This is a genomic window from Aureimonas sp. Leaf427, from assembly GCF_001425485.1.
Lineage (GTDB): Bacteria > Pseudomonadota > Alphaproteobacteria > Rhizobiales > Rhizobiaceae > Plantimonas.
The window spans coordinates 353,817-373,625 of sequence record NZ_LMQW01000012.1; the positions used below are offsets into that span (position 1 = coordinate 353,817).

The 19,809-nt window shown below is 69.5% G+C and carries 14 protein-coding genes and 1 pseudogene; 13 read left to right on the forward strand and 2 right to left on the reverse strand.

Translation table 11 applies throughout. The features are described 5' to 3' along the window. The first annotated feature begins 124 nt into the window (after nucleotides 1–124). The 3 genes from ASG62_RS09880 (at nucleotide 125) to ASG62_RS09890 (ending at nucleotide 4,550) form a co-directional block, all read left to right on the forward strand. Complete coding sequence (locus ASG62_RS09880; RefSeq protein WP_056688522.1) at nucleotides 125–2,959, forward strand: ABC transporter transmembrane domain-containing protein; 2,835 nt, start codon at nucleotides 125–127, stop codon at nucleotides 2,957–2,959. 183 nt (nucleotides 2,960–3,142) lie between these two features. Next, a complete protein-coding gene (locus ASG62_RS09885; RefSeq protein ID WP_056688525.1) occupies nucleotides 3,143–3,604 on the forward strand; it encodes a cyclic nucleotide-binding domain-containing protein in 462 nt (153 codons plus the stop codon). An 85-nt stretch (nucleotides 3,605–3,689) separates the two neighbouring features. Further along, nucleotides 3,690–4,550 (forward strand): MBL fold metallo-hydrolase, encoded by an 861-nt coding sequence (locus tag ASG62_RS09890; protein WP_057180389.1) that lies wholly within the window; start codon nucleotides 3,690–3,692, stop codon nucleotides 4,548–4,550. Between the two features lie 205 nt (nucleotides 4,551–4,755). On the opposite strand, the gene recQ is transcribed toward ASG62_RS09890, so the two are convergent. Both recQ and ASG62_RS09900 read right to left on the reverse strand, forming a co-directional pair. Continuing rightward, nucleotides 4,756–6,573: a DNA helicase RecQ gene (gene recQ / locus ASG62_RS09895; protein ID WP_057180370.1), complete on the reverse strand. Its 1,818-nt coding sequence runs from the start codon at nucleotides 6,571–6,573 to the stop codon at nucleotides 4,756–4,758. 347 nt (nucleotides 6,574–6,920) lie between these two features. Beyond that, nucleotides 6,921–7,364 (reverse strand): hypothetical protein, encoded by a 444-nt coding sequence (locus ASG62_RS09900; protein ID WP_056688528.1) that lies wholly within the window; start codon nucleotides 7,362–7,364, stop codon nucleotides 6,921–6,923. Nucleotides 7,365–7,586: 222 nt separating this feature from the next. Here ASG62_RS09900 and ASG62_RS09905 point away from each other — a divergent pair, with 222 nt between their 5' ends. The 10 genes and pseudogenes from ASG62_RS09905 to ASG62_RS09945 all read left to right on the forward strand — a co-directional run bounded on the left by ASG62_RS09905 (nucleotide 7,587) and on the right by ASG62_RS09945 (nucleotide 19,764). After that, nucleotides 7,587–8,786: a glycosyltransferase family protein gene (locus ASG62_RS09905; protein WP_056688531.1), complete on the forward strand. Its 1,200-nt coding sequence runs from the start codon at nucleotides 7,587–7,589 to the stop codon at nucleotides 8,784–8,786. A 9-nt stretch (nucleotides 8,787–8,795) separates the two neighbouring features. Further along, nucleotides 8,796–10,061, forward strand: a complete 1,266-nt coding sequence (locus ASG62_RS09910; RefSeq protein WP_056688534.1) for a glycosyltransferase — start codon at nucleotides 8,796–8,798, stop codon at nucleotides 10,059–10,061. Nucleotides 10,062–10,075: 14 nt separating this feature from the next. Further along, a complete protein-coding gene (locus ASG62_RS09915) occupies nucleotides 10,076–11,227 on the forward strand; it encodes a glycosyltransferase family 4 protein (protein WP_056688538.1) in 1,152 nt (383 codons plus the stop codon). Further along, nucleotides 11,224–11,829: a histidine phosphatase family protein gene (locus ASG62_RS09920; protein ID WP_056688542.1), complete on the forward strand. Its 606-nt coding sequence runs from the start codon at nucleotides 11,224–11,226 to the stop codon at nucleotides 11,827–11,829. The genes ASG62_RS09915 and ASG62_RS09920 overlap by 4 nt, the downstream gene beginning before the upstream one ends. After that, entirely contained in the window at nucleotides 11,826–13,067 is a 1,242-nt protein-coding gene (locus ASG62_RS09925) for a glycosyltransferase family protein (RefSeq protein ID WP_056688545.1), read from the forward strand. The genes ASG62_RS09920 and ASG62_RS09925 overlap by 4 nt, the downstream gene beginning before the upstream one ends. Before the next feature lie 2 nt (nucleotides 13,068–13,069). Beyond that, nucleotides 13,070–13,876, forward strand: coding sequence for a polysaccharide deacetylase family protein (locus ASG62_RS09930; protein ID WP_056688547.1), 807 nt, complete (start codon nucleotides 13,070–13,072; stop codon nucleotides 13,874–13,876). Next, nucleotides 13,873–15,735 (forward strand): annotated as a pseudogene (locus tag ASG62_RS09935) (dipeptide ABC transporter ATP-binding protein); the annotation flags it as partial. The gene ASG62_RS09930 and the pseudogene ASG62_RS09935, both read left to right, overlap by 4 nt. 111 nt (nucleotides 15,736–15,846) lie before the next feature. Beyond that, nucleotides 15,847–16,551, forward strand: coding sequence for a polysaccharide lyase (locus ASG62_RS28000; RefSeq protein ID WP_413814197.1), 705 nt, complete (start codon nucleotides 15,847–15,849; stop codon nucleotides 16,549–16,551). Next, entirely contained in the window at nucleotides 16,548–17,768 is a 1,221-nt protein-coding gene (locus ASG62_RS09940; protein WP_056688550.1) for an FkbM family methyltransferase, read from the forward strand. The genes ASG62_RS28000 and ASG62_RS09940 overlap by 4 nt, the downstream gene beginning before the upstream one ends. Before the next feature lie 16 nt (nucleotides 17,769–17,784). After that, the gene (locus ASG62_RS09945) at nucleotides 17,785–19,764 is read left to right on the forward strand and encodes an ABC transporter substrate-binding protein (protein ID WP_082536888.1); all 1,980 of its coding nucleotides are present in this window, start codon (nucleotides 17,785–17,787) and stop codon (nucleotides 19,762–19,764) included. The last annotated feature ends 45 nt before the right edge of the window (nucleotides 19,765–19,809 follow it).

Sequence of the window (19,809 nt, forward strand, 5' to 3'; positions counted from 1 at the left end):
CATCCTGAACCCGCCGGACTCCGGCTTTCCTTTTTGTCGTTTGTCTTTTCGGGATAACCGGTTTCCACTGATCCCCGACAAACTCTAAGCTCGCCCATCGACCTCTTCCAGGCGCACGTTCAGCATGGCCGTCACCCTCTACCAATATGCCTGGAAGCACACCCGGCGCGAACAGATCTGGATGCTGGTCGTCGTCGTCCTGTCGATCGTCCCGCTCTTCGCCTCGCTCAACCTGCCCAAGCTGATCGTCAACGGGCCGATCCAGGGCGAGGGCTTCGAGGCCGGCAACGGCGCGACGCAGAATTTCCTCAGCCTCTCCATCCCCGTGCCGGACTTCGTCTCCTCGGCGGACGAGCTCGTTCTCTTCCACGGCTTCGACTTCAACCGCTTCCACGCGCTCTTCGTCCTGTCCGGCCTGTTCCTGGCCCTCGTCATCATCAATGGCGGGTTCAAGTACTACATCAACACGTTCAAGGGCCGGCTCGGCGAGCGCATGCTGCGGCGCATGCGCTACGAGTTCGTGGACCTCGTCCTGCGCTTTCCCATCCAGCGCTTCCGCCAGCTGCGCTCGCCCGAGATCGCCTCCATGATCAAGGACGAGCTGGAGCCGATCGGCGGCTTCATCGGCGACGCCTTCGTCACGCCGGTCTACCTGATCAGCCAGGTGCTGACCGCGATCGTCTTCATCTTCGTTCAGTCGATGACGCTCGGCCTCGTCGCGCTCAGCGTCATGGGCATCCAGGTCGTCATCATCCCGCGCATGCGGCGCCGGCTCCTGGTGCTCGGCCGCCAGCGGCAGCTGACCGCGCGCCAGTTCGCCGGCCGCGTCGGCGAGATCGTCGAGGGCATTTCCAGCGTCCACACCAACGACACGTCCAACTGGGAGCGCGCCGGCGTCGCCGCCGAGCTCGGGCAGATCTTCCTGATCCGCTTCGACATCTACCAGTGGAAGTTCCTGGTGAAGTTCCTGAACAACTTCCTGTCCCAGGTGACGCCCTTCATCTTCTACCTCTTCGGCGGCTATTTCGCGATCACCGGACAGCTCGACATCGGCCAGCTCGTCGCCGTCATCGCGGCCTACAAGGAGCTGCCCTCGCCGCTGAAGGACCTCATCGACTGGGACCAGATCCGGCTCGACGTGCAGGTGAAGTACGATCAGGTCGTCGAGCAGTTCGACATCGACGACGTCGCCGATGCCAGCCTCCAGGCGCCGACCCCGGACCGCGTCGCGCCACTCGTCGGCGCCTTCGCGCTCTCCGGCCTCGGCCTGCTCGACGAGAGCGACGGGCGGCTCGTCGAGCAGGTGACGCTCGACCTGCCGCTCGGCGAGCGCGTCGCGGCGATCGGTCCGGCCGGGAGCGGCGGCGAGCATGTCGCGGAGGTGCTGGCACGCCTGCGCCGGCCGACCACGGGACAGGTCATGCTCGCGGGCAAGCCTCTGATCGAGCTGTCGGAGGCGGTGACGGGCCGGCGCCTCGGCTATGTTGACGCAGCCACCTACTTCCCGCGCACCTCGCTGCGCGAGGCGCTTCTCTACGGGCTGAAGCGCCATCCGATCGGCGAAGCCGACAGGAAGAAGACGCGCACCAGCGATCTGGCGCGCCACGAGACGATCCGCTCCGGCAACACGCTTCTCGACCCGAGCGACGAGTGGATCGACTTCGAGGCGATCGGCCTCGGCGGCGCCTCCGATCTCGGGCCGCGCATCGCCGAGATCCTGCGCCTCGTCGTCTTCGAGCGGGACGTGCAGCTCTTCGGGCTTCGCGCCCGCGTGCCCGCCGAGATGCAGGAGGAGGCGGCCGAGACCATCCTCTCGGCTCGCCATGCCTTCCGCGACCGGCTCTCGGAGGCGGGGATGGACGCCTATGTCGAGGCCTTCGATCCCGACCGCTACATTCACAACGCCACGATCATGGAGAACATCGTCTTCGGCGCGCCGCGCGATCCGCGCGTCGGGCTGGCGCAGTTCTACGTGCACGACCATTCGCGCAAGACGCTCCGCGCCACGGGCTTGGCCGAAATCCTCTACGAGATGGGCCGCGACATCGCGGCGGAGATGATCGATCTCTTCGGCGATCTCGAGCCCGGCAATCCCCTGCTCCAGCGCCTGACGATCATGACGCCGGAAGAGCTCGGCGACTACCGTCAGGTCCTGTTGCGCGCGGCCGGCAAGCGCTTCGACGATGTCGGCCAAGCCGAGCGCGTCGCGCTGATCCGCCTCGCGCTCGGCTATGCCGAGCCGCGCCAGCGCCTCGGCCTCGTCGACGAGGCCTTCATGGAGAAGGTCGTGGAAACGCGGCGGCTCTTCCGCGAGGAAATTCCCGAGGAGCTGGATGCCGTCATCGTCTTCCACGATGCCGACACCTTCAATCCGGCCGCCAGCATCCAGGACAACGTCCTCTTCGGCCGCATCGCCTACGATCTCGCCAATGCGACGGACGCGGTCGAGGGCATGCTGGTCAAGGGTCTCGACGATCTCGGCCTGTCCGCGGTGGTGCAGGAGGCGGGGCTGGCCTACGACATCGGCGCGGGCGCCAAGCGCCTCTCGCTCGGCCAGCAGCAGAAGCTCTCGCTCGCCCGCGCGCTCCTGAAGGCGCCGGACTATCTCATCGTCAATCGCGGCCTCTCGGCTCTGGATTCCGACACGCAACGGCGCATCGTGGAGGGAACGCTCGCGTGGAAGCCGGCGGGAACGGAGGGCTTCGGCACGTTCTGGGTGCTCGCCAATCCGCAGCTCGCCGAGCTTTTCGAGCGCATCGTCGAGTTCGACAACGGTCGCGTCGTCTCCGATTTCAGGCCGGGCGAGCAGCCCGTGCCGGAGATCGAGGAGGCGGGACCGGAGGCCGCGGAAGCGAGACACGAGGACGCCGAGCGGCGCACGGCCGAGGCGACGAGCGTCGCCGAGGAACCGGCCGCGGGCGAGACGGCGAACGCGCCGCCGGGCCAGGTCGCGGTCTGACCGGGTTCGGCGCCACAAGGCGCCCGATGCCAGTGGCTTGCGACGGCAGCGACCGATCCCCACGTTTTGTCATACTGTATGACGTGTCATCGTCGTTTCATCGAGCCCGAGGATTGATCCCGATCGAACAATCCGACTAGGCTCGTCTGGTCAGACATCTCTCTCGCGGAGTTCGACAGCGCCATGAGCCTTCTGAAGAACGAGGTCGACATCCTGAAGCGCGTTCCGCTCTTCTCGGGCATCGACGCCTCGAAGCTGAAGCTCCTCGCCTTCACCTCGCAGGTCGTGCGGTACAAGGCGAACGAGATGCTGTTCGAGCAGGGTCAGGCGGGCGACAGTGCCTATGTCATTCTCAGCGGCAAGGCGCGCGTCTTCGTGACGACGCCGGGCGGGCCGATCGATCTGGCCGAGGTCGGCGAGACCGACTTCGTCGGCGAGATCGCCATCCTCTGCGACGTGCCAAGAACGGCGACCGTGGAGGCGACCTCGGATCTGACCGCCTTGCGCGTCGACAAGCAGTGCTTCGCCGAGCTTCTGACGAGCTTCCCCGCGATGGGCATCGCCATGCTGCGCGAACTCGGCTTCCGCCTCAGCCGCACGACGGCCGAGCTCGTCGCCGCCGAGGGGCGCAACGGACCCCATTGAGGAACCGCCCGCCCGGCCGCCTGCGGCCGTCCCTCACGATCCCGGCGAGGCCTTGCCTTCGCCCGGCGGCAGGCTTCGCGCGCGCATGATCGACGAGGCGCCTCCGGCCTTCGACATCCGCGTCTGGGGCGCGCGGGGCACGCTGCCCGGCTGCGGCAACGGACAGGTGGCCTACGGCACCGAAACCTGCTGCGTGGAAATGCGCGTCGGCGGGCGCCGGCTCATCTTCGACGCCGGCACGGGCCTCGTGCCGCTCGGCCGCTCCATGGCGACGCTCGGCGAGCTGGAGGCCGATCTCTTCTTCAGCCACGTCCATTACGATCACATCATGGGCCTGCCCTTCTTCCTGCCGCTCTACAGGCCGGGCGCCCGCGTCTCGATCTCCGCCGGCCACATGCTGGACGGGCGCTCCTGCATGGAGACGATCGAGGACTTCATGCGCGCGCCCTTCCTGCCGATCACGCCGAAGATCTTCGCCGCCGAGGTCGACTATCGCAGCTTCTCCCCCGGCGACGTGCTCGCACCCGGCGCGGGCGTCACGGTGAAGACGGGGCGGCTCAACCATCCGAACGGCGCCGTCGGCTACCGCGTCGAACATGCCGGCCGGGCGGTGGCCTATGTCACCGACACCGAGCATGTCGAGGGCCGGACGGACGAGACGGTTCTCGGCCTCATCGAGGGCGCCGACATCGTCTTCTACGACACGAGCTACACGGAAGCGGAAATGACGAAGTTCCGCGGCTACGGACACTCCACCTGGGAGGAAGGCGTGCGCCTCTGCCAGCTCGCGGGCGCCCGGCGGCTGGTCCTCTTCCACCACGCCCACATGCGCTACGACGCCGAGATCGCGCGGATCGAAGCCGAAGCGCGGCTGGTGTTCCCGGGGACGATCGCGGGGCGGACCGGCTTGTCGCTGACGCTGAACGAGGCGCCGGCGCGGGTTTGAGCGGGGCCTGAAGACGGGGACGGACATCGGCGCGAGGCGCCGCCCTCTGTCCTGCCGGACATCTCCCCCGCAAGGAGAGAGATCGGCAGCTTTGCGGTCAGATCGAGTTTGCGACGGTAGAAATCAACCTGATCTCCCCCCTTGAGGGGGAGATGTCCGGCAGGACAGAGGGCGGCGCCATAAAGCGCAACTTCCCGAGATCCCCCTATTCCGCCCCGCGCAGCACCGCCAGAAACGCCTCGCCGTACCGGTCGAGCTTGGCCTGGCCGATGCCGGGCAGCGCCATCATCGCGCCCAGCGAGGTCGGGCGTCTGGTCGCCATGGCCTTCAGCGTCGCATCCTGGAAGACGACGTAGGGCGGAACGCCCTGCTCCCTGGCGATCCGCGTGCGCTCGGCCCGCAGCGCCTGGAACAGGCCGTGCGCCTCCTCCGGCAGGTCGTCGAGAGCATTGGAAGCGCTGCCGCGCTGGCGCTCGGTCGCCTTGCGCGTGCGGTCCTTGCGCAAGGTGATGCGCCGTTCGCCGCGGAAGACCTCGCGCGCGCCCTCGCCGAGCTTCAGCGCGCCATGCGCCTCGTGATCGACCAGAAGCAGGCCGCTCGATGTGAGCTGACGCAGGACGGACTGCCAGACCTTGGCGTCGTGATCCTTCCCTTGCCCGAACACGGCCTGCGACTCGTGTCCGAAGCGCAGGACCTTCTCGGTCGGCTTGCCGAGAAGCACGTCGATGACATGCCCGCCGCCGAAGCGCTCGCCCGTGCGGTAGACCGCGGCCATGGCCTTGATCGCGGCCTCCGTGCCGTCCCAGCTGGCGACCGGCGAGCGGCAGGTGTCGCAGTTTCCGCAAGCCTCCGCGAGGTCCTCGCCGAAATAGGAGAGGATGACCCGGCGCCGGCAGTCGGTCGTCTCGCAGAGGCCGAGAAGCGAGGTCAGCTTGCCGCGCTCGACGCGCTTGACCTCTTCGGGCGCATTGCCCTCGTCGATCATGCGGCGGCGCTGGACGACGTCGCCCATGCCGTAGCTCATCCAGGCCTCGGAGGGCTGGCCGTCGCGGCCCGCGCGGCCGGTCTCCTGGTAGTAGGCCTCGATCGAGGAGGGCAGGTCCATATGCGCGACGTAGCGCACGTCGGGCTTGTCGATGCCCATGCCGAAGGCGGTGGTCGCGACGAGACAGCACCAGTCGTCCTTCAGGAACGCATCCTGGTTGGCGCTGCGGCGGGCGGCGTCCATGCCGGCATGGTAGGGCAGCGCGGGCAGGCCGTGGCCGGCCAGCCATTCGGCCGTCTCCTCCACCTTGGCGCGGGACAGGCAGTAGACGATGCCGCTCTCGCCCTTGTGCTGCGAGAGAAAGGCCAGAAGCTGCTGGCGGGCATTGTCGCGCTCGACGATCGCGTAATGAATGTTCGGCCGGTCGAAGCTCGAGGTGAAGGCGCGCGCCTGCGTCAATTCCAGGCGCTCGACGATGTCGGCGCGCGTCGCGGGATCGGCGGTGGCGGTCAGCGCGATGCGCGGCACGCCCGGAAAGAGCGCGCCGAGACTGGCGAGATCGCGGTAGTCCGGGCGGAAGTCGTGGCCCCACTGGCTGACGCAATGGGCCTCGTCGATCGCGATCAGCGAGACCTCGGCCTCCTGCATCATGCGGCGGAAGCCCGGCGTCGAGGCGCGCTCGGGCGCGACGTAGAGAAGATCGAGCGTTCCGGCCGCGATCTGCCGGCGCACCTCCGCGGCCTCGTCGGGCGAGACGGAGGAATTCAGCGCGGCGGCGGCGACGCCGGCCTGGCGCAGCGCCTCCACCTGGTCGCGCATCAGCGCGATCAGCGGCGAGACGACGATGCCGACGCCCGGCCGGCAGATCGCCGGCACCTGATAGCACATGGACTTGCCCGCCCCGGTCGGGAAGAGAACGACCGCGTCGCCCCCCGCCGTCACATGGCGCACCACGTCCTCCTGCTGCCCGCGAAAGGCGGCGTGCCCGAAGACATCGCGCAGGACCTCGGCCGGGTCCTTCGAACGAACGGTCGTCATGGATGGCTTCATCTGGCTCGGCATGAAGGAGGGGATAGGGCAGCCCGGCGGAGCGCGTCAACGCGGCGCATTCGCGGTCGATGCTTTTGCAGAAGGAGCGAGACCCCTGAAGCTGCTTTCTTCTCCCCTCCGGGGAGAAGGTCCGGCAGGGGATGAGGGGGCCAAGGCTTCATACCTCGAAAGGAATAGGCAAAATTCGGCGAACACAATCGCTCGATCCGCCGCCATGGCTCGATCTTCCCGGCCGCATACCCCTCACCGCCTGCCGGCACCTCTCCCCGCATGGGCGAGGAAGAAGGTTCTGGAAGGCCTCGCTTTTCGATCGGCTTGACGTTCCAATGAACGGGTCAGAAATCGCCGAGGGAGAGCTGCATCGGGGCTCCGGCCGATGGAGGCGGGCGGCTCGCGGCGCTCTTCGTCCCGACCCGGCCGGCGCTCCGGGCGGGCGGGCTCTTGGATTTCGCAAGGCGCGCCAGCGCGCGGTCGCGAAGGACGGCTTCCGGCGCCAGCGGATCGTCCGTCAGCCATTTGCCGCGCTTGATCACCTCGTTCACGCGGCCCTGGTTGACGCCGAGCTTGAAGGCGATCTCCTGCTGAGTCATCCGCGTTCCGCCGTGAAGCTCCAGGATGCGGCGGGCGAGTTCGGACGTCATCTTCTTGCCCGTGACGCGGCGGGCCGGCGCGGTGCGGCGCTTGGCCTTGTCGCGGTCCTTCAGCACCTGCAGGATCGCCAGCGCGGCCTCGTTGCCGTCGCTGCGCAGAGCTTCCTCGAATTCCTTCAGCGTGGTCATGGCGGACCCTCGTCGGGCGCCTTGCGACAGGGGCAAGGCCGTTCACGAGAATCTGTGCTTCGACAGGCATTTGATCAAGGTCTGAGGACATGAAGGAAGGTTCACTTCCCCTCGGCTTGCAAAATTCGGGCTTTGGCGGGATAGGATGCAGGTGCGAAGACGCGCAGGAATGACCGCCGCCGGCCACGGGCCGCCGCGCATGGCCAACGGATGACCTTTCGGATGACCGGCAAGCGGCTTCTCATCTACAGCCACGACTCCTATGGGCTCGGGCATCTCCGGCGCTGCCAGACGATCGCCAACCATCTCTCCACCGTGCACGAGGATCTCTCGGTCCTCATCATCTCGGGCTCGCCCGTCGTCGGCTCCTTCGATCTCCATCCGCGCGTGGACTTCATCCGCGTGCCCGGCATCGTGAAGCTCGACAACAACACCTATGCGCCGACCGCGCTCGGCGTCACCACCGAGGAGCTGATGGAGATCCGCTCCGTCATCATCCTGGAGACCGCGCGGCGCTACCAGCCGGACGTGTTCCTGGTCGACAAGGAGCCGCTCGGCCTGCGCGGCGAGGTGCGCGACACGCTGATCCACCTCAAAGGCACGGGCACGCGCAACATTCTCGGCCTGCGCGAGATCATGGACGAGCCCGAGCGCCTGCGCGACGAATGGGAGCGCAAGGGCGCCATCGAGGCGGTCGACCATCTCTACGACGAGGTCTGGGTCTACGGCCCGCGCGAGGTCTACGATCCGCTGGCGGGCGTCGGCCTCTCCGAGAAGACGATCGCCAAGACGCGCTACAGCGGCTATCTGCGCCGCGCGCTCGGCGAGTTCGCGGATGCGCCGGAGGGCAATGCGGAGCCCTATCTCCTCGTCACCGCCGGCGGCGGCAACGACGGCGCGGTCATGATCGACTGGCTGCTCAGCGCCTACGAGGCGGACGCGACGCTTCCTCTGCCCGCGCGGATCGTCTTCGGCCCGTTCCTCGCCGCCGACGAGCGCTACGGCTTTCGCGACCGCATCGCGCGGCTCGACCGCATCCAGGCGATCAACTTCCACACCAATATGGAAGCCATGGTGGACGGTGCGGCCGGCCTCGTCACGATGGGCGGCTACAACACGTTCTGCGAGATCCTCTCCTTCGACAAGCCGGCGCTGATCGTGCCGCGCACGCATCCGCGGCTGGAGCAGCTGATCCGGGCGACGCGCGCCGAGGAGCTGGGCCTCGCCCGCCTCATGCTGCCGACGGGCGGGCCGGAGGATGCCGGGCACATGGCCGAGGCGCTGCACCGGCTGCCCGGCCAGCCCCGCCCTTCGGCCGCCGGCATCGAGGGCCTGCTCGGCGGGCTGGAGCGCGTCGAGCGCTTCTTCGGCGAGGCGGTGGCCCAGCGCCATCGCCGCCCCGCGCTGATGAGCGTCGGCTGACGCGACGCCATGCTGCAGACACCGCCGAGATCGCGCGTCGCCATCGTCGTGAAGGGCTATCCGAGACTGTCGGAAACCTTCGTCGCGCAGGAAATCCTAGGGCTGAAGCGCCTCGGCGTCGCGTTCGACATCGTCTCCTTGCGCCAGCCGACCGACGAGAAGACCCATCCCGTCCATGACGAGATCGCGGCCCGGCCCCTCTACCTGCCGGAATATCTCTACACCGAGCCGCTGCGGGTCTTTCGCGGCTGGCGGGCGGCGCGCCGGCTTCCCGGCTACAAGGCGGCGTTGAAGCTCTTCCTCAAGGACTGGCGGCGCGATCCGACGCCGAACCGGGGGCGGCGCTTCGGCCAGGCGCTGGTGCTGGCGGCGGAGCTGCCGCAGGATACGGGGCTCCTCTACGTCCACTTCCTCCACACGCCGGGCTCGGTCGCCCGCTATGCCGCGAGGATGCGGAACTTGCCCTTCGGCGTCTCCGCCCATGCCAAGGACATCTGGACGATCCCCGCCTGGGAGAAGACCGAGAAGCTCGGCGACTGCGCCTTTCTCGTCACCTGCACGGCGGCGAACGCGGCCCATCTGAAGGGCCTTGCGCCCGATCCCTCGCGCGTCGGCCTCGTCTATCACGGGCTCGACTTCTCGCGCTTTCCCGAGCCGCACGGGCGCCCCGAAGGGCTCCGCGACGGGTCGGACCCCGCCGATCCCGTGCGCATCCTCTCCATCGGCCGGCTCGTGGACAAGAAGGGTCACGCCGGGCTGATCGAGGCCCTTTCCCGCCTTCCCGCCGATCTGTCGGCGAGGCTCGACATCGTCGGCGGCGGGCCGTTGAAGAAGGAGCTGGCGGCGCTGGCCGGGCGGCTCGGCGTCGGGGAGCGCGTGCGCTTTCTCGGCTCGATGGCGCAGGCGGAGATTCTCCGCCTCTACCGCGAGGCCGACCTCTTCGCCCTCAACTGCCGCATTTCCGACGACGGGGACCGCGACGGCCTGCCCAACGTCCTGATGGAGGCGCAGAGCCAGGGCCTCGCCTGCCTTTCCACCGATGTCTCGGCGGTGCCGGAGCTTCTGATCGACGGCGAGACGGGGCTCCTCGCACCGCCCGACGACACCGCGACCTTCGCGGGCGCGCTCGAGCGCGCCGTCCGCGATCCCGCCTTGCGGGCCCGGATCGGCCGGGCGGGCCTTGCCCGCGTGCGCTCGACCTTCGGGGCGGAGGCCGGGATCGAGGCGGTGCGGCGGCGCATCGAAAGCGTCCTGTCCGCGCCCGCTCCGCGCTGACGGCGGAAACGGCCGTGCGCATCGCCTTCTACGCGCCGATGAAGCCGCCGGGCGATCCCGTTCCGTCCGGCGACCGGCTGATGGCACGGCTTCTGATGGATGCCCTTCGCCGGGGCGGCGCCGAGGTCGACCTTGCCAGCCGCTTCCGCACTTACGATCGCGGCGACCCCGATCGCCAGAGGCGGCTCGAAGCGCTGGGCGGGCGGCTGGCCGCGCGGATCGTTCGCCGGATCGAAGCCTTGCCGGCTGCGATGCGGCCCGATCTCTGGTTCACCTATCACCTCTATCACAAGGCGCCGGATCATCTGGGGCCCGCCGTCTCGGCGGCGCTCGGGCTTCCCTATGTGGTCGCCGAGGCCTCCTTCGCGCCGAAGCAGGCCGGCGGGCGCTCCGCTGCGGGCCATGCGGCGGCGGCGCGCGCCATCGCCTGTTCGGACCGCATCTACAGCCTGAACCCGGTGGACGCCGCCTGCCTCCGCCCGCTGGTGAAGCGCCCGGACGTGCTGGCCGACCTTGCGCCCTTCATCGACACCTCGCTCCTGCGCACCGATCCGGCCGGGCGCATCGCCGCGCGAGCGCGCCTGCGGGCGCACTATGCTCTACCGGAGAACGTGCCGGTGATCCTCACCGTCGCGATGATGCGGGCGGATCAGAAGCTCGCCTCCTATGCCGCTCTCGCCGAGGCGCTGGGACAGCTCATGCCGGCCCGCTTCGTCTGGCTGATCGCGGGGACCGGCCCGGCAGAAGCGGAGGTGCGCCGTCTGGCGGAGCCGCTCGAGGACCGCGCCGTCTTCGCGGGCCTCCAGACCGGCGAAGCCTTGCGCGATCTCTATGCCGGGGCCGATCTCTTCGCCTGGCCGGCCGTGAAGGAGGCCTTCGGCATGGCCTTCGTCGAGGCCGCCGGCGCGGGGCTCGCCGTCGTCGCCGGCCGGTCCGGCGGGATCGATGCGATCGTCGAGGACGGAACCACCGGCCGCATCGTTCCGGCCGGGGACGCGCGTGCCATGGCCGAGGCGCTCCGCCCGCTTCTCGGCGATCCCGACGCCATTAGGCGCATGGGCGAGGCCGGCGCGGCGCGGGCGGCGCGTGTCAACGACATCGGCACGGCGGCGGACCGCCTGCGGGCCGACCTCGGCGCCCTTCTCGCAGCCGGAAGCGCGGCATGATCGACCTTCTCCTCCTGCGCCATGCGCCGACGCTCTGGAACGCCGAGAAGCGCATCCAGGGCCGAGCCGACGTGCCGCTTTCGCCGGCGGGCCGAGCGCTTGCCGCCGGTTGGCGCCTGCCCGACGAAATGGCGGGCTGGCCGGTCGTGGCGAGCCCCCTCGCCCGCGCGATCGAGACAGCCAAAGCCATGGGCCTTGCGCCGCATCCCTTTCCGCCGCTGATCGAGATGGACTGGGGCGCGCTCGAAGGGCGGCATCTCGCCGACATCCGCAGCGACGGCGGGGCGGTCTTCGCGCGCAACGAGGCGGCGGGCCTCGACTTCCGGCCGGAGGGCGGCGAGACGCCGAGGGACGTCGGCGAGCGGGCGATCGCAGGTCTTGCCGGCCTTTCCGGCGCCCATGTCGGCGTCACCCACAAGGGCGTTCTCCGCGCCCTCTTCGCGCGGGCGCTCGGCTGGGATATGCGCGGAAAGGCGCCGGTGCGGATCGCGGACGGCGCCTGCCACCATTTCCGCCTGTCTCCGGCAGGTGGCCTTGCCCTCGTCGAGGCCAATATCGTGCTTGCCCGCCCGGATCAGCCGTCTCAGACAGGAATGCCGTGACCTCCTTCCCGACCTCGCCCGACGCCGGCCGCGTCCTCTTCTACGTCCAGCATCTCTATGGGATCGGGCACCTGAAGCGGGCGGCGGCCATCGCCTGCGCCATGGCGCGCGAGGGCCTTGCCGTCACCGTCGCCCATGGCGGCGCGCCCGTGCCGGGCCTCGTCTGGCCGGGCGTCGATCTCGTGCAGCTGCCCTCCGCCGCGATCCGGGGCGGCGACTTCTCCCAGCTGATCGACGAGACCGGCCGAAACGCCGACGAGGCCTGGCGCGCGCGGCGGGCCGGCGCGCTCGCCGATCTCGCCGAACGGGTGCGGCCGGACGCGGTGCTCTTCGAGCTCTTCCCCTTCGGCCGCCGGCAGTTCCGCTTCGAACTCCTGCCCCTGATCGAAGCCTTGCGCGCAAGGGACCCGCGCCCCGCGATCCTCTCCTCCGTCCGCGACATTCTCGTGCGCTCGCCCAAACCCGGCCGCGAGCGCGAGGCGGCCGATCTCGTCACCGAGGCCTTCGACGAGGTGCTCGTCCATGGCGATCCCGCCTTCGTGCCCTTCGAGGCGAGCTTCGGCGAGGCCGGGCGCATCGAGGGCAAGCTGCGCTACACCGGCTATGTCTCCTCCGACCTCTCCGCGCTGGACGCTTCACCGGTCGAGGACGATCCGGCGGGGCCGGGCGCGGGCGAGATCGTGGTCTCGGCCGGCGGCGGCGCGGCGGGCGGGCCGCTCTGGCAGGGGCTCCTCGCGGCGCGGCCGCTGACGGAGGCCCGGCGGCTGCCCTGGCGGCTGATCGCCGGGCCGCGCCTGCCCGAGCCGGCCTATGCGGACCTTGTCGCGAGCGCCGAGGCCGCGGCGGCGGAACCGGGCAGCGGCCCTGTGATCGTCGAGCGCTTCCGCTCCGACTTTCCCGCCGTCCTGCGCCGCGCCGCGCTCTCCATCTCGCAGGGCGGCTACAACACGACGATCGATCTCCTGGCGACCGGCGTGCCCGCCATCGTGGTTCCGATCGGCGAGGAGGAGGAGACCGAGCAGACCGAGCGGGCCAAGCGCCTTGCCGAGCGCTTCTATCTGAAGCTCTTCCCGGAAGCCGAGCTCGCCGACCCCGCCGCCTTCGCCGCCGCGATCGACGCCGCGCTCGCCGACGGCCCGCGCCGCCGCGCCATGCCGCCCGCGGCCTTCGCCCTGAAGGGTGCCGCGACGAGCGCTGCCATCGTGGCCGAGCATGTGCGCCGGGTGCGCGGCGGATGAGCTTGGCCGGGCGCGCCGGCGCCGCCGACTGGGACAGGCTCGACCGGGCGCTCGCCGCCTATCGCGGCGCGCATGGCACGCCGGCTCGGGCGTGGCTGCGCGACGACGACGCCGTGGCGCCGAGCCCGGCGCTCGAGCGCCTCCTCGCCATCGCCGAAGGCGCGGGCATTCCCGTCTCGCTCGCCGTCATTCCCGCTTCGGCCGAGCCCGCGCTGGGCGACGTGCTGCGCGGCCGGACCGACGTCGCCGTCCTCCAGCACGGCTGGGCCCATCTCGACCATGCGCCGCCCGGCCAGAAGAGCCGGGAGTTCGGCCCCGACCGGCCCCTGCCCGTCATGGCGGCCGAGATCGCGGAGGGCCGCCGCCGGCTCGAAAGCTTTGCCGGCTTCGTTCCGATCTTCGTGCCGCCCTGGAACCGCATCGCCCCTGCGCTGGCCGCCGAGCTGCCCGGCCTCGGCCTGCCCATCCTCTCTGGCTACACCAACCGCCGCGAACCGGAGCCGATCGCCGGCCCTGCCGTGCTGAACACCCATCTCGACCCCGTCGCGTGGCATGCGGGGCGCGGGCTCGGCGATACGGGCGATCTCGTGACGCGGTTCGCCGCCCGGCTGGAAAAGCAGGCGGACGGACGCCTTCCCGCCGCCTGGCCGATCGGGCTTCTCACGCATCATCTCGTGCATGACGAGGAAACCTTTGCCTTCCTCGGCGAACTGTTACAGTTCCTGACCGGCAGGGGCCTCACGCAATGGCTTTCCGGCGCTATGTTGCTGGAAGAATTCGGGTGTGGCGAACCATCGGGGGCGATATGACGGACCTTTTGCGCGTCGAGGACCTCAGCGTCGAATTTCGGACGCCCGCGGGAACGACGCGCGCGGTCAGCGGCCTCTCCTTCCGCATCGAGCCGGGCAAGACGGTCGCCATCGTCGGCGAATCGGGTTCGGGCAAGTCGGTGACGGCGCAGGCGATCATGGGCCTCCTGCCGCCGATCGCCAAGCGCCTCTCCGGGCGCATCCTCTTTGCCGACCCGGAAGCGCCGAAGGGCGGGGAGCCGGTCGATCTCGCCTTGCTCGACACGCGCTCGAAGAGCTTCGCGAAGATCCGCGGCGGGCGCATCGCCATGATCTTCCAGGACCCGACGACCTCCTTCTCCGCGCTGCACACGATCGGCGACCAGATCGGCGAGGCGCTCTCCATCCATGAGGACGTCTCCTCGGCCGAAGTCCGCACCCGCGTCGTCGAGGCGCTGACCGCGGTCGGCTTTCCCAAGCCGGAGCGCGCCTTCGACGCCTATCCGTTCGAGCTTTCGGGGGGCCTCTGCCAGCGCGCGATGATCGCCATGGCGATGATCTGCAAGCCCGCGCTGCTGATCGCAGACGAGCCGACGACCGCGCTCGACGTGACCGTGCAGGCCGAGATCCTGAAGCTGATGCGCGAGCTGCAGGACCGCGAGGGCACCGCGATCCTTCTCATCGCGCACGATCTCGGCGTCGTCGCCAACATGGCGGACGAGATGGTCGTCGTGCACCACGGCAAGATCATGGAAAGCGGCACCGCCGCCGACATCTTCGCCGAGCCCCGCCACCCCTATACGAAGGCGTTGCTGGCCGCCGTGCCGCGCTTCGACATGGCCCATGGCGAGCGGCTGATGCCGATCCGCGAGATCAAGGTCGATCTCGACGCGGTGCGCGGGCGCCGCCGGGCCGAGACGCATGTGGCCGAGGGCGGCGAAGTCCTGATGAAGATCAGGAACCTCTCCAAGGGCTACACCAACCGCTCGGAGACGAGCTGGTTCAGCCGCACCAAGGCGCCGAGTTCCATGGCCGTCTCCGGCGTCGACCTCGACATCCGCCGGGGCGAGTGCCTCGGCCTCGTCGGCGAGAGCGGCTGCGGGAAGACGACGCTTTCGAAGATCGTCGTGCGCTCGCAGGAGGCCGATGGCGGCACGGTCGAGATGCTGGACGGGGCGGCCAAGCTCGACGTGCTGGCGCTGCAGGGCGAGGCGCTGCGCGACTGGCGCCGGCGCGTGCAATACGTGTTCCAGAACCCGTTCTCGGCGCTGAACCCGCGCATGACGGTGAAGCAGATCGTCGGCGAGCCGCTGGTGATCCACGAGATCGGCGACAGCCGCTCGCAGACCGAGCGCGTGGCCGAACTCCTGCGCCTCGTCGGGCTCGACGTTTCGCACATGAACCGCTACCCGCATTCCTTCTCCGGCGGGCAGCGCCAGCGCATCGGCATCGCGCGGGCGCTGGCGCTGGAGCCGGAGCTGATCATCTTCGACGAGCCGGTCTCCGCGCTCGACGTCTCGATCCAGGCGCAGATCCTGAACCTCCTGCGGGATCTGAAATCCGCCCTCGGCCTCACCTATCTCTTCATTTCCCACAATCTCGCCGTCGTCGACTATCTGGCCGATCGCATCGCGGTCATGGCGGCCGGGCGCATCGTCGAGATCGCGCCGCGGACGAGCCTCTTCAAGGACCCGCGCCATCCGTATACGCGCGCGCTGATCACCGCCGTGCCGCAGCCGGACCCGAACCACCGGCTCGACTTCGACGCGATCAGCCTGAAGCGCCGCTCCGACCCCGCCAAATGGGGCGCGCCCTTCGCGGCGGACGAGCGGGGCGAGCCGCATATGGTGAAGGTGGCGGACGAGCATTGGGTTCGCGCCCACGAGATTCCGCCCGAGGGCACGCCGCTCGTGGATCTCGGCGGGCGCACGCCCGAGGAACATGCCGAGATCGAGCGCGCGTTGCGCACGGACCCGAAGGGCCAGCCGACCGTGACGCTCGACTTCGAGGCGGGGTCGCTGGAGGGCTGGTCGACGCGCCGGCTCGCCGGGCCGCATTCGGCGCGCGTGCAATCCGAGATCGTGCGCGGCGGAACGAAAGCCTGCCGCTTCGAGCTGCGGCCGGGCGACCATGTCAGCCAGGGCCTGCGGGCCGAGCTGCGCGACTGGTACAATCCGCCCTTCGACACCGAGGTCTGGTACGCCTTCTCGACCTACCTGCCGCGCGCCGACTTCGCCCCGCCTGCCGGGACGGGCATCGTGCTCGCGCAGTGGCACGACCAGGCGCGGCTCGGCGATCCCTCCGGCAAGCCGCCCGTCGCGCTGCGCTATCTGGACGGGCGCCTTCGCTTCACGGGGGCGGCCGGCAAGCTCGCCTCGCCCAAGCCCGACACGCTCCACGTCTTCCACGAGAGGCCCGCCAGCTTCGATGCCTGGATGGACTTCTCCTTCCGCATCCGCTGGTCGCGCCTCGGCGACACGGTGCTCGACGGATTTCTCGGCGGCGCGCGGCTCTTCTCGCATACCGGGCCGCTCGGCTATCGCAACGAGGACAAGGCGCCGTATTTCAAGCTCGGCGTCTATGCGAGCGGGCCGATCGAGGCGCCGCTCGTCGTCTATCACGACGAGTACCGGCGCGGCTCCAGCAGCGCCTCCGTCGAGCCCTCCCGCCCGGTCGCCCTGGCGGATCTCGCGTGAGCGGAGCACGGCTCGCCCTTTTCCCGGAAGCCGGGGCCTCGATCGAAGACGCGCTCCGGCCCGGCCCCTTCGCGGAGATCGCGATCCTGTCGCCGACGGCCGGGCCCCTCGGCGCCGTGGAGGCGGCGGAGGCCGCCGGTTGCGACTGGCTGATGCGGATCGGGCCGGGCGAGACGCTCCGTGCCGAGGCGCCGGACCTCGCGGGAGCGGCGATCTCGGCCTATGACGCGGTCTTCGGCGCCGTCGCTCTGTCCGGCGAAACGGGCCCGTGGAAGCCGTCGCGCCTCGCCTTCGACGAAGCCTCGCGCCTGCCGCACGCGCTTCTCAACTGGTGGATCGGCACGCGCCCGCTGATCCGCACCGCGACCGAACGGCGGGTGCTGGAGGCTCTGCCGGACGGGGCGTCGGGCGCGGCCTATGTCTTCGAGGTCTGGCAGGCCGGCCGCGCGATCAAGCTCGCAGCGGCCCTGACGGAGTGTGCCGACGCTCCCGCGCCCTTGAGCGATGCCGAGCGATCGTCGGTGCTGGCGCGGCTGGCGGAGGAGCCGCTCTTTCTCGACATTCCCTATGGCGACGGCCTCTATCGCCTGCCCTATACCGGCCGCAATGCCGGCATCGAGCGCGAGCAGACGCGCGGGCTCTTCTTCGAGGCGCATGAACTGGAGGCGCTGAAGCGCCGGATGGGCCCCGGCGCCGTCGTCGCCGATGTCGGCGCGAACACCGGCAACCACACGATCTTCTTCGCCGGCCCGATGCGCGCCTCCCGCGTCATCCCCTTCGAGCCCCTTCCCGAGCTCGGCGCCGTCATCCGCCGGACGGTGGCCGAGAACGGCCTTGCCAATGTCGAGACGCGGAATCTGGGGCTCGGCCTCTCCGACCGTCCCGGCCGGATGGGGCTGCGCCTCTCCGAGCGCGGCGGCTTCGGCGCGACGCGGCTCGTGGAGGACGCGGACGGGTCGGTGGAGGTCGTGCGGCTCGACGACGTCTTGACGGGGCCGGTCGATCTTTTGAAGATCGACGTGGAATCGATGGAAATGCAGGTCCTTGCCGGTGCAGAAGCGCTGATTTCGTCAGTACGCCCTGTCATCTTCATCGAAATCGCCCATGATAATACCGAGGCGTTCATGGGTTGGCTTGCGCAACGTGCCTATCGGGTGGAGCGGATCTTCCCGGACAAGGGACACGCGAACTATCTGATCGCCCCGCACGGACCGTGACGAAGGGATAGCGACCATGAGGCCTTCCTTCCATTCGACCCGCCTCTCGAGACGCGCGTTCGGCCGGGCCTTCCGGCTCGCGGCTGGGCTCGGAGCCGCGCTCGCGCTTCTCGCGCCGATGCCCGCCGTGCTTGCCGCCGACTACATCGAGCAGCCCGTCTTCGCCGAACGCGTCGCCTCCGGCGACCTGCCGCCGATCGCCGAGCGCGTGCCGCAGGAGCCGCTGGTCGTGGACCTCGACGCGCTCGGCAAGACGCCGGGCGACTACGGCGGCACGCTGCGCATCATCGAGGCGCAGGCCAAGGACACGCGCCGGATGGTCGTCTACGGCTATGCCCGCCTCGCCGGCTACACGCCCGATCTGGAGATCGCGCCCGACATCGCCCGGGCGATCGACGTCGTCGAGGACCGGATCTTCACCATCCACCTGCGCAAGGGCCACAAGTGGTCGGATGGCGAGCCCTTCACGGCCGACGACTTCCGCTACTATTGGGAGGACGTGGTCGGCGACAAGGAGCTGACGCCCGCCGGCGCGCCGCATGAACTTCTCGTGGACGGCAAGCCGCCGGTCGTCACCTTCGTCGACGCCGAGACGATCCGCTACGAATGGGAGCGGCCGAACCCGTTCTTCCTGCCCGCGCTCGCGGACGCGCAGCCCCTCGAGATCTGGCGGCCCGCCCATTACCTCAAGAAGTACCACCGCAAATATGTCGAGCCGGAGAAGCTGGCGGCGAAGGTGGAGGAGGCGGGGCAGCGCAACTGGGTGGCGCTGCACTTCAAGTACGACCAGTCCTACAAGAACGCCAATCCGAAGATGCCGACGCTGCAGCCCTGGGTGCTCGCGACCAAGCCGCCGTCCGACCGCTTCATGTTCGTGCGCAATCCCTTCTTCCACCGGGTCGATCCGGCGGGTCACCAGCTCCCCTATATCGACGACGTCGCCATGACGATCGCCAGCTCCCGGCTGATCCCGGCCAAGACGGGCGCCGGCGAGGCGGACCTTCAGTCCAACTATCTCGCCTTCGGGAACTACGCCTTCCTGAAGCGGGCCGCCGCCGGGCACGGCTACGGCGTGCGACGCTGGACGAGCGGCAAGGGCTCCAAGCTCGCCCTCTTCCCGAACCAGAACGTCGGGGACGAGGTCTGGCGCAAGCTCTTCCAGACGTCGAACTTCCGGCGCGCGCTTTCGGTCGCGATCAACCGGGAGGACATCAACCAGGCGATCTTCTACGGTCTCGGAAAGCCGCAGATCGACACGGTCTCCGAAGCCTCGCCGCTCTACGATCCGAGCCTTCCCAAGACTTGGGCGCAGTTCGACCCGGCCCTCGCCAACCAGCTTCTCGACGGGCTCGGCCTGACGGAGCGCGACGGCGAAGGCATGCGCCTCCTGCCGGACGGGCGGCCGATGATGCTCGTCATCGAGACGGCGGGCGAGGACACCGAGCAGGTGGACGTGCTGGAGCTGATCGGCGAGGACCTGCGCAATGTCGGCATCAAGATCCTGACCAAGCCCAGCGAGCGCGACACGCTCTCGCGGCGGCTGGCGGCGGGCTCGACCATGATGTCGGTCTGGACCGGCCTCGAAAACGCCCTGCCGAAGGCGACGACGAGCCCGGACGAGCTGGCGCCCACATCCTCCGAGCAGAACGAATGGCCGCTCTGGGGCATGCATTACGAGACCAAGGGCACGTCCGGCGCGGCGCCGGACACGCCGGTCTCGAAGACCCTTCTCGACCTCAACAACCGCTGGCGCGGCACGACGGACGCGCATGCCAAGGAGGCGATCTGGAAGGAGATGCTGCGGATCAATGCCGACGAGGCGCTGCGGATCGGCATCGTATCGGGCATCGACCAGATCGTCGTCGTCTCCGACCGGCTGCGAAACGTGCCGGAGACCGGCGTCTTCAACTGGAATCCCGGCAGCTTCTACGGCATCTACCGGCCCGAGACCTTCTACTTCGCCGAACCCGACCAGAAGCAGGCTCTGGCGCAATAGAGCCTTCGGCGGGTTCTTCGACGCTTCAAGCGCCGGCATCCCGGC

What these genes read in the sequence shown, in the direction of transcription:
- ASG62_RS09880 (WP_056688522.1), top strand. Translation starts at nt 125, where the DNA reads ATGGCCGTCACCCTCTACCAATATGCCTGGAAGCACACCCGGCGCGAA.
- ASG62_RS09945 (WP_082536888.1), top strand. Translation starts at nt 17,785, where the DNA reads ATGAGGCCTTCCTTCCATTCGACCCGCCTCTCGAGACGCGCGTTCGGC.
- ASG62_RS09885 (WP_056688525.1), top strand. Translation starts at nt 3,143, where the DNA reads ATGAGCCTTCTGAAGAACGAGGTCGACATCCTGAAGCGCGTTCCGCTC.
- ASG62_RS09890 (WP_057180389.1), top strand. Translation starts at nt 3,690, where the DNA reads ATGATCGACGAGGCGCCTCCGGCCTTCGACATCCGCGTCTGGGGCGCG.
- ASG62_RS09910 (WP_056688534.1), top strand. Translation starts at nt 8,796, where the DNA reads ATGCTGCAGACACCGCCGAGATCGCGCGTCGCCATCGTCGTGAAGGGC.
- ASG62_RS09920 (WP_056688542.1), top strand. Translation starts at nt 11,224, where the DNA reads ATGATCGACCTTCTCCTCCTGCGCCATGCGCCGACGCTCTGGAACGCC.
- ASG62_RS09900 (WP_056688528.1), bottom strand. Translation starts at nt 7,364, where the DNA reads ATGACCACGCTGAAGGAATTCGAGGAAGCTCTGCGCAGCGACGGCAAC.
- ASG62_RS09905 (WP_056688531.1), top strand. Translation starts at nt 7,587, where the DNA reads ATGACCGGCAAGCGGCTTCTCATCTACAGCCACGACTCCTATGGGCTC.
- recQ (WP_057180370.1), bottom strand. Translation starts at nt 6,573, where the DNA reads ATGACGACCGTTCGTTCGAAGGACCCGGCCGAGGTCCTGCGCGATGTC.